Below are 8228 nucleotides of genomic sequence, written 5' to 3'. Positions count from 1 at the left end.
GGTCGGCCCGGACGGCGGCCGGATGCACACCGCCCGCTCGCGCAACGACGAGGTGGCGACCTGTATCCGGTACCGCCTGCGCGGGGACCTGCTGGCCGCCGCCGAGGCGACCGTGGGCGCCCGCGAGGCGCTCGTCGAGGTCGCGAGCGAGCACGCGGAGACGGTGATGCCGGGGTACACCCACCTCCAGCCGGCCCAACCGACGACGGTCGCGCACTACCTGCTCTCGTACGAGGGCGGCCTCGCGCGCGACACGGAGCGCCTGCTCGACGCGTACGACCGGGCGAACCGGTCGCCGCTCGGCGCGGCCGCGTTCGCGGGGACGCCGTTCGATGTCGACCGCGACCGCACCGCCGAGCTGCTCGGCTTCGACGGGACGGTCCGCAACTCGATGGACGCCGCGTCGACGCGCGACTTCCTCGCGGAGTCGGCGAGCGCGCTCGCGACGCTCGCGACGACGCTGTCGGGGCTCGCGGAGGACCTGATAATATTCTCGAAGGAGGGGGTCGTCGAGCTCTCCGACGCCTACTCGTCGACCTCCTCGATCATGCCCCAGAAGAAGAACCCCGACACGCTGGAGCTCACCCGCGGCGTCGCGGGCGACGCGATCGGCGAGGCGACCGGCACCCTGAGCCTGCTGAAGGGGCTCCCGCGCGCCTACAACCGCGACCTCCAGCGCGCCCACGCGAGCGTGTTCGAGGTCGCGGGCGACGTGCGGGAGGCGACCGAGGTCGCCGCGGGCGCGGTCGCGACCGCCGACTGGGACGAGGCCGCGCTCGCGGCCGCCGCGGGCGAGGGCTTCTCGACGGCCACCGGCGTCGCGGACCTGCTCGCGATGGGCGGGATGCCCTTCCGGACGGCCCACGAGATCGTCGCTGCGGCCGCGGAGGCGGTCGAGGACGGCGATTCGCCGGACGCGGCGGCCGCAAAAGTTGACGAGGCCGCGCGAAAGGTGACGGGCGAGCCCCTCTCCGCGTACGTGAGCCGCGAGGACGTGGAGTCGGCGCTCGATCCGGCCGAGAGCGCGGCGAGCCGCGACTCCGCCGGGGGACCGGCCCCCGAGGCGGTCGCCGACGAGCTCGCCGCCGCCGAGGCCGGGATCGACGCGGACGACGCCGCGCTGGCGGCCGAGCGCGACGCGCTCGACGCCGCGAGCGAAGCGCTGGACGCGGAGGTCGGTCGCTATGTCTGAGCCGCGACGGCCGCGAGGCCGCCGTCGGCCCGATCGGATTGGCACCGATCGGCGGCGGCTCGGTCGGTGCCGATCCGATCGGCGACGACGACCGTCCCCGTAGGGGGACGCACTTACTACCGAGATCTGACATCCGATCTCGATACGACTCGATTTCGCCGAACTGATCCCGTTAGCGGCCGATCCGTTTTATGTAAACTACCCAATAAGTTCGAAGCCTTTATCCCTATTCGAGGACGAGTGTCTGCCACGATGACGAGCGACACCGACACGCTGACCGCGGAGGACCCGATCACGGGCGAGGAGATCGAGATTCCGGCCGACGTCGAGGTCGGCGAGATCATCGACAGTCCGGTCACCGGGACCGAGCTGGAGGTCATCTCGCTCGACCCGGTCGTCTTGGAGGAGGCGCCCGAGCTCGAGGAGGACTGGGGCGAGTAATGGCGACGACCGCCACGGCCGCGACACGCGAGTGGTCGACATGCGCGTAGGGATCCTCTACTCCCGGATCCGGAAGGACGAGAAGCTCCTGCTCAACGAGCTCCGCGACCGCGGCCACGACGTCGAGAAGATCGACGTCCGGAAGGAGCGGTTCGGGCTGGAGTCGACGACGGCGGCGGTCGACGATCTCGACATCGCCGTCGACCGCTGTCTGTCGACGAGCCGGTCGCTGTACGCGACCCGGTTCCTCGACAGCTACGGCGTCCCGGTGGTGAACTCGCCGGAGACCGGCGACGTCTGCGCCGACAAGGCGAAGAACTCGCTCGCGCTCGCCGAGGCCGACGTGCCGACCCCGGCGACGGAGGTGGCGTTCACCAAGGAGGCAGCCTTAGAGGCGATCGAGGAGTTCGGCTACCCCTGCGTCCTCAAGCCGGTCACCGGCTCGTGGGGGCGGCTGATGGCGAAGATCGACTCGCGCAACGCCGCGGAGGCGATTGTAGAGCACAAGGAGACGCTCGGCCATTACGAGCACAAGGTGTTCTACGTCCAGGAGTTCGTCGACAAGCCCGGCCGCGACATCCGCGTCCTGGCGGTCGACGGCGAGCCGGTCGCCGCGATGACGCGGTCGTCGGAGCACTGGCTCACGAACGCCGCGAAGGGCGGCGAGACGAAGGCGTTCGACCTCGACGACCGCGCGACCGAACTGGTCGAGCGGGCCTCCGACGCGGTCGGCGGCGGCATGCTCGGCGTCGACCTGATGGAGGTGGGCGGTCCCGACTCCGGCGAGTACACCGTTCACGAGGTGAACCACACCGTCGAGTTCAAGGCGCTCGATTCGGCCACCGACGTCGACGTCCCGGCGCGGGTCGTCGACTGGCTGGAGGCGAAGGCGGCCGAGCTGGCGGACGAAGACGCCGAGGAGGCGAGCGCATGAGCGCCGACACCTACACCGCGAGCGTCGTCGGCGGCACCGGCTTCACCGGCGGCGAGCTGCTGCGGCTGCTCGCCGGCCACCCGAACTTCGAGGTCGTTCAGGCCACCTCGCGGTCGGCCGACAACATGACCGTCGGGCGCTCGCACCCGAACCTGCGCGGCCTCGACCTGCGCTTCTCGGACCCGGACGACCTCGATTCGGTCGACGTGCTGTTCGCGGCGACGCCCCACGGCGTCTCGATGGAACGCATCGACGAGTTCTCCGAGGCCGCCGACACCGTCGTCGACCTCTCGGCCGACTTCCGGCTCCCCGAGGCCGACGCCTACGACGAGTGGTACGACGGGCACGAGTCGCCGGAGTACTTGGAGCGCGCGGAGTACGCGCTCCCGGAGATCAACCGCGGGAACCTCCCCGGCGCCGACCTGATCGCCGGCGGGGGCTGTAACGCGACCGCAACAATCCTCGGGCTGAAGCCCCTCGTCGACGCCGGCGCGCTCGGTCCCGAGAGCGGCGAGGTCGTCGTCGACGTGAAGGTCGGCTCTTCGGAGGGCGGCGCGGGCGGCGGCGCGGCCTCCTCGCACCCGGAGCGCTCGGGCGTCGTGCGCCCGTACGCCCCGACCGGCCACCGCCACGAGGCGGAGATAGAGGCGTACATCGGGCTCTCCGTCTCCTTCACGGTCCACGCGGTCGACATGGTCCGCGGCGCGAGCGCGACGTGTCACGTCTTCCCCGACGAGCCGGTCTCGAAGGGGGACCTCTGGGGCGCGTACCGCGACGCCTACGCGGACGAACCGTTCGAGCGGATCGTCTCGGGCGGGGGCGGCGTCTACCGCTACCCCGAGCCGAAGGCGGTCGCCGGGACGAACCACGGCGAGGTCGGCTTCGAGCTCGACCCCGGCAACCGCCGTGTGGTCGTCTTCTCGGCGATCGACAACATGATGAAAGGCTCCGCCGGGCAGGCGGTCCACGCGGCGAACGTCGCCCTCGGACTGCCCGAGACGGCGGGCCTCGAGTTCGACGGGCTCCACCCGGTGGGTGCGCCGTGACGGGGAGTGGTTCCGAACCGGCGGCCGAGCCGCCCGTCGTCGTCAAGGTCGGCGGCGCGAAGGCGGTCGACCCGGCCGGCGCGGTCGGCGACGTCGCGCACCTCGCGGCCAACGGGCGCCCCGTCGCCGTCGTCCACGGCGGCTCGACGGTCGTCGACGAGACGCTCGAACGGCTCGGCATCGAGCCCGACTACGTCGAGTCCGCCTCGGGCGTCACCGGGCGGTTCACCGACGCGGAGACGATGGAGGCGTTCGCGATGGCGATGGCCGGCAAGCTCAACACCGAACTGACGGCACAGTTCCGCTCGGCCGGAGTCGACGCGGTCGGCCTCTCCGGGGTCGACGGCGGCCTCCTCGCCGGGCCGCGTAAGTCCGCGGTCCGCGTCGTCGAGGACGGGAAGCGGAAGATCCGGCGCGGCGACCACTCCGGGCGGATCGAGTCGGTGAACGCCGACCTCCTCGCCGACCTCCTCGACGGCGGCTACACGCCGGTCGTCTCGCCGCCGATGGCGGGCGACGAGGGCGACGGCGAGGTGACGGCGGTCAACGCCGACGCCGACCGCGCGGCCGCGGCGGTCGCGGGCGCGCTCGACGCCGACCTCGTCCTCCTGACCGACGTGGCGGGCGTGTACGCCGACCCGGACGACCCCGAGACGCGCATCGACGCGGCCGCGACGCCCGACGAGTTGGCGGCCGTCGAGGACGCGGCCGAGGGGTTCATGGGCAAGAAGGTGATGGCCGCGAGAGAGGCGCTCGAAGGCGGAGCGGGCCGCGTCGTGATCGCGGACGCCAACGTCCGCGACCCGGTCGTCGCCGCGCTCGGCGGCGAGGGGACGACCATCGAGCGGGCGGCGCTCGGCGGCGACGGAACAGCGGGGGGAGACGACGAGGCAGCGGACGGCCAAACCGGAGAGGCGGACGGCGACAGCGGACTCGCCGAACCCGACGGAGGTGAGACCGCGTGAGCGGCTTCGTCTTCTCGGAGAAGCCGATCGGGATCGCCTCGGGAGATGGGGTACACCTCACCGACACGAACGGCACGGAGTACCTCGACTTCGGGGCCAGCTACGCCTGTACGCCGGTCGGCCACTGCCACCCGGAGGTCGTCGACGCCGCGACGAGCCAACTGGAGGAGCTGCTGTACGTCCAGGCGTCGTACCCGCACGCGGCGCGGACGGCGCTGTACGAGCGGTTGGCCGAGGTCGCGCCCGTCGACGTCGACAACGTCTGGCTCTGTAACTCCGGGACGGAGGCGAACGAGGCCGCGCTGAAGTTCGCCCGGCACGCGACGGGCCGCGAGAAGATAATCGCGACCACGCAGGGGTTCCACGGCCGGACGATGGGGACCCTCGCGACGACGTGGAAGGACAAGTACAAGGACGGGTTCGGCCCGCTCGCGGGCGGCGTCGAGTTCGTCGAGTACGGCGACGCCGAGGCGATGCGCGAGGCGGTCGACGAGGACACCGCCGCGGTCATCTTGGAGCCGCTCCAGGGCGAGGGCGGGATCAACCCCGTCCCGACCGAGTACCTCCAGGCTGTCCGCGTCGCGACCGCCACCTCCGGCGCGGCGATGATCCTCGACGAGATCCAGACCGGGCTCGGGCGCACCGGAGACATGTGGGCCGCCGACCGCCACGACGTGGTACCGGACATCCTCACGACCGCGAAGGGGCTCGGCAGCGGGCTCCCGATCGGCGCGGCGCTGTGTCGCGACTGGATCGCCGAGGACTCGGGCGACCACGGCTCGACGTTCTCCGGCGGGCCCGTGGTGTCGGCCGCGGCGGGCGCCACCCTCGACGTGATCGAGCGCGAGGACCTCCCGGCCCACGCCGAGGCGGTCGGGAACTACCTCCGCAGCGAGCTCCGCGACCGCCTCGGCGACGACGTGCGCGACGTGCGCGGCGACGGGCTGATGGTCGGGATCGAGGTGCGCCGCGGGTCGAACCGCCTGCTGCGCGACCTCGCCATCGACCACCAGATCCTCGCGCTGCCGGCGGGGCGGACCGTGCTGCGCCTGCTGCCGCCGCTGACGATCGAGCGCGAGCACGCCGACGCCGTCGTCGACGCGATAGCCGAGGTGGTCGGCTGATGGCGGCCGGCAAGGAACAGAATCGGGAGGGCGGCGAGGCGGCCGACGACGCCGCGGCCGGCGGCACCGACGTCGTCGCCGGCGGCGGCTACCCCGCGGCCTGCGACACGCCGGCCCGGAAGCTGCTGTACGACATGGTCTCGATCCCCTCGCCGTCGCGCAACGAGGAGCGGGCGGCCGAGCGCCTCGTCGACTTCTTCGAGGCGAACGGCCGGGAGGCGTGGATCGACGAGGTCGGCAACGTCCGCGCCCCGGCGAACGACGCCGTGCTCCTCACCTCGCACGTCGACACCGTCCCCGGCGACATCCCTGTCGAGGTGCGGCCCGCGCCGTCCGAGGGCGAGCTGCCGGAGCCCTCCGACGTCCGCGTCGGCGACCCCGGCGACCCCGTGTTGTGGGGTCGCGGGTCGGTCGACGCGACCGGACCGCTCGTCTCGATGGCGGTCGCCGCGGTGAAGACCGGCGTCTCCTTCGCGGGCGTCGTCCGCGAGGAGGTCGACTCCGGCGGCGCGCGCCACCTCATCGGCGACCGCGACGCGCCGGAGGCGGTGGTCAACGGCGAGCCGTCGGGCTGGCAGGGGATCACGCTCGGCTACCGCGGCCTGCTCGAGGGGACGTACGTGAACACCAGCGAGTCGGGCCACTCCTCGCGGCCGGAGCCGAACGCGATCCAGCACGCGATCGACTGGTGGCACGGCGTCGAGGAGGCGTTCACGCCGGACGACGCGGAGACCGCCGTGTTCGACCAGGTGACGACCAAGCCCATCTCGGTCGACGGCGGCCTGAGCGACGACGGCCTCGCCGTGGAGGCGACGGTGGACGTCCAGCTGCGGATCCCGCCGTCGCGGCCGGTCGACGAGATCCACGAGCTCGCGGAGGCGGAGCTGTCGACCGGCACCGTCCGCTGGGGCGAGCCGATGCCGCCCGTGATGGAGAGTCCGCGGACCGACCTCGCGCGGGCGTTCCGCGTCGCGATCCGGTCCGCGGGCGGCGACGTGCGCCTGCTCCGGAAGACCGGCACGAGCGACATGAACCTCTTCGCGGCCGCGTGGGACTGCCCGATGGTCACCTACGGGCCCGGGAACTCCGACCTCGACCACGCGCCCGACGAGCGGCTCCCGCTACCCGACCTCGACCGCGCCGTGCGCGTGCTGACCGAGGTCTGCCGCGAGCGACTGTAACCCGACGCACCTCCCCGAAACCGACTGTTTTCGAACGACACCACCACCCGACACCACACCAACGATGCCCCTCGCAACCGACGACTTCCTCGACATCGACGACGTGACGCCCGCCGAACTGGACGCCCTGCTCGACCGCGCCGCCGCGATGAAGGCGGGCGAGACCGACCCTCGACTCGGGGACGCGACGTTGGGGATGATCTTCGAGAAACCCTCGACGCGCACCCGGGTCTCCTTCGAGACGGGCATGACTCGACTCGGCGGCCACGCGATGTTCCTCGGTCCCGACGACATCCAGCTCGGCCACGGCGAGCCGCTGAAGGACACGGCGCGGGTCCTCGGCCGGTACGTCGACGGCGTGATGGCCCGGCTGTTCGACCACGAGGACGTGGAGACCCTCGCCGAGTACGCCGACTGTCCCGTGATCAACGGGCTCACCGACGAGGCGCACCCCTGTCAGACGCTCGCCGACCTCCTCACGATCCGGGAGACGGTCGGCGAGGACGCCACGGTCGCGTGGGTCGGCGACGGCAACAACGTCGGGCAGTCGTTCGTCGTCGGCGCGGCGATGGCCGGCGTCGACGTGGAGGTCGCCACGCCCGCCGACTACGGGATGGACCCCGACGTGTTCGACCGCGCCGCCGAGTTCGGCGCGGACGTGGCGCCGACGGCTGATCCGGCGACCGCTATCGAGGGCGCCGACGTCGTTTACACCGACGTCTGGATCTCGATGGGGCAGGAGGACGAGCGCGAGGAGAAGCTCGCCGCATTCGACGGGTTCCAGGTGAACGCCGACCTGCTCGCGGACACCGGCGCGAAGGTGATGCACTGCCTGCCCGCGCACCGCGGCGAGGAGATCACGGACGGCGTGCTCGAATCCGACCGGGCATTGGTCTGGGACCAAGCGGAGAACCGGATGCACGCGCAGAACGCGCTGCTCGTCGAGCTGCTCGGCGAGGCGTGAGGGCGCCGCTGGCGGGGCCGAACCGGAACTGCCGCGGCCTCACCGGCGGTACGGCGGCTCGCGGTCGTCCATGAGGAAGACGCTGTCTTGGTTCGGGTCGAAGTACACCTCCAGCGCGCGGAGGGCGCCCACGTACGCCGCGACCGCGGCGAACACGAACGAGATAGCTGCCGGAACGACGAGGCCGAGGACCATACCGAGTCGATCCTGCCGCGGCGGACTAATGCGTGTCGGCGGAGCGGCGGCGCGTGCCGACGAGCGCCCGCGGGGCGCGAGTCGCACGCGCGAGGGACGCGGTGAGCGACGGGCGACCGAAGGGAGCCCGGAGTGAACCGCGAGGCTGGGGCGGTGTGAGGTGCGGCGCCGTGTGGTCGGGGCGGG

At 72.3% G+C, this 8228-nt stretch carries 9 protein-coding genes; 8 read left to right on the top strand and 1 reads right to left on the bottom strand.

The window, feature by feature from the left end; all coding sequences use genetic code 11:
* From argH to argF, 8 genes are all read left to right on the top strand, one after another.
* On the top strand, positions 1-1192 hold a 1192-nt coding region (gene argH / locus B9G38_RS12630), incomplete at its 5' end, for an argininosuccinate lyase (RefSeq protein ID WP_086220595.1).
* 252 nt (positions 1193-1444) lie between these two features.
* Positions 1445-1633 carry a lysine biosynthesis protein LysW gene (gene lysW / locus B9G38_RS12625; protein ID WP_004599337.1) on the top strand — a complete coding sequence of 63 codons (189 nt, stop codon included), beginning with the start codon at positions 1445-1447 and terminating at the stop codon, positions 1631-1633.
* Between the two features lie 40 nt (positions 1634-1673).
* Positions 1674-2567 (top strand): lysine biosynthesis protein LysX, encoded by an 894-nt coding sequence (lysX, locus tag B9G38_RS12620; RefSeq protein WP_086220594.1) that lies wholly within the window; start codon positions 1674-1676, stop codon positions 2565-2567.
* Complete coding sequence (argC, locus tag B9G38_RS12615) at positions 2564-3613, top strand: N-acetyl-gamma-glutamyl-phosphate reductase (RefSeq protein WP_086220593.1); 1050 nt, start codon at positions 2564-2566, stop codon at positions 3611-3613. Before lysX ends, argC begins: the two co-directional genes overlap by 4 nt.
* A complete protein-coding gene (locus B9G38_RS12610; RefSeq protein ID WP_086220592.1) occupies positions 3610-4578 on the top strand; it encodes an acetylglutamate/acetylaminoadipate kinase in 969 nt (322 codons plus the stop codon). Before argC ends, B9G38_RS12610 begins: the two co-directional genes overlap by 4 nt.
* Positions 4575-5702: an aspartate aminotransferase family protein gene (locus B9G38_RS12605; RefSeq protein ID WP_086220591.1), complete on the top strand. Its 1128-nt coding sequence runs from the start codon at positions 4575-4577 to the stop codon at positions 5700-5702. The genes B9G38_RS12610 and B9G38_RS12605 overlap by 4 nt, the downstream gene beginning before the upstream one ends.
* Complete coding sequence (locus B9G38_RS12600) at positions 5702-6883, top strand: [LysW]-lysine hydrolase (RefSeq protein ID WP_086220590.1); 1182 nt, start codon at positions 5702-5704, stop codon at positions 6881-6883. The genes B9G38_RS12605 and B9G38_RS12600 overlap by 1 nt, the downstream gene beginning before the upstream one ends.
* 64 nt (positions 6884-6947) lie before the next feature.
* Positions 6948-7847, top strand: a complete 900-nt coding sequence (gene argF / locus B9G38_RS12595; protein ID WP_086220589.1) for an ornithine carbamoyltransferase — start codon at positions 6948-6950, stop codon at positions 7845-7847.
* A 39-nt stretch (positions 7848-7886) separates the two neighbouring features.
* On the opposite strand, the gene B9G38_RS18290 is transcribed toward argF, so the two are convergent.
* Positions 7887-8042 carry a hypothetical protein gene (locus B9G38_RS18290; RefSeq protein ID WP_167373085.1) on the bottom strand — a complete coding sequence of 52 codons (156 nt, stop codon included), beginning with the start codon at positions 8040-8042 and terminating at the stop codon, positions 7887-7889.
* Positions 8043-8228 lie beyond the last annotated feature (186 nt).

The organism is Halorubrum sp. SD612, from assembly GCF_002135005.1.
The sequence above is the reverse complement of the archived record's forward strand: the minus strand, read 5'-3'. Positions and strand labels throughout refer to the sequence as shown.

Bases quoted from the DNA above. Each gene is read 5' to 3' on its own strand.
- lysW (WP_004599337.1), top strand. From the start codon at position 1,445: ATGACGAGCGACACCGACACGCTGACCGCGGAGGACCCGATCACGGGC.
- lysX (WP_086220594.1), top strand. From the start codon at position 1,674: ATGCGCGTAGGGATCCTCTACTCCCGGATCCGGAAGGACGAGAAGCTC.
- argC (WP_086220593.1), top strand. From the start codon at position 2,564: ATGAGCGCCGACACCTACACCGCGAGCGTCGTCGGCGGCACCGGCTTC.
- B9G38_RS12600 (WP_086220590.1), top strand. From the start codon at position 5,702: ATGGCGGCCGGCAAGGAACAGAATCGGGAGGGCGGCGAGGCGGCCGAC.
- argF (WP_086220589.1), top strand. From the start codon at position 6,948: ATGCCCCTCGCAACCGACGACTTCCTCGACATCGACGACGTGACGCCC.
- B9G38_RS18290 (WP_167373085.1), bottom strand. From the start codon at position 8,042: ATGGTCCTCGGCCTCGTCGTTCCGGCAGCTATCTCGTTCGTGTTCGCC.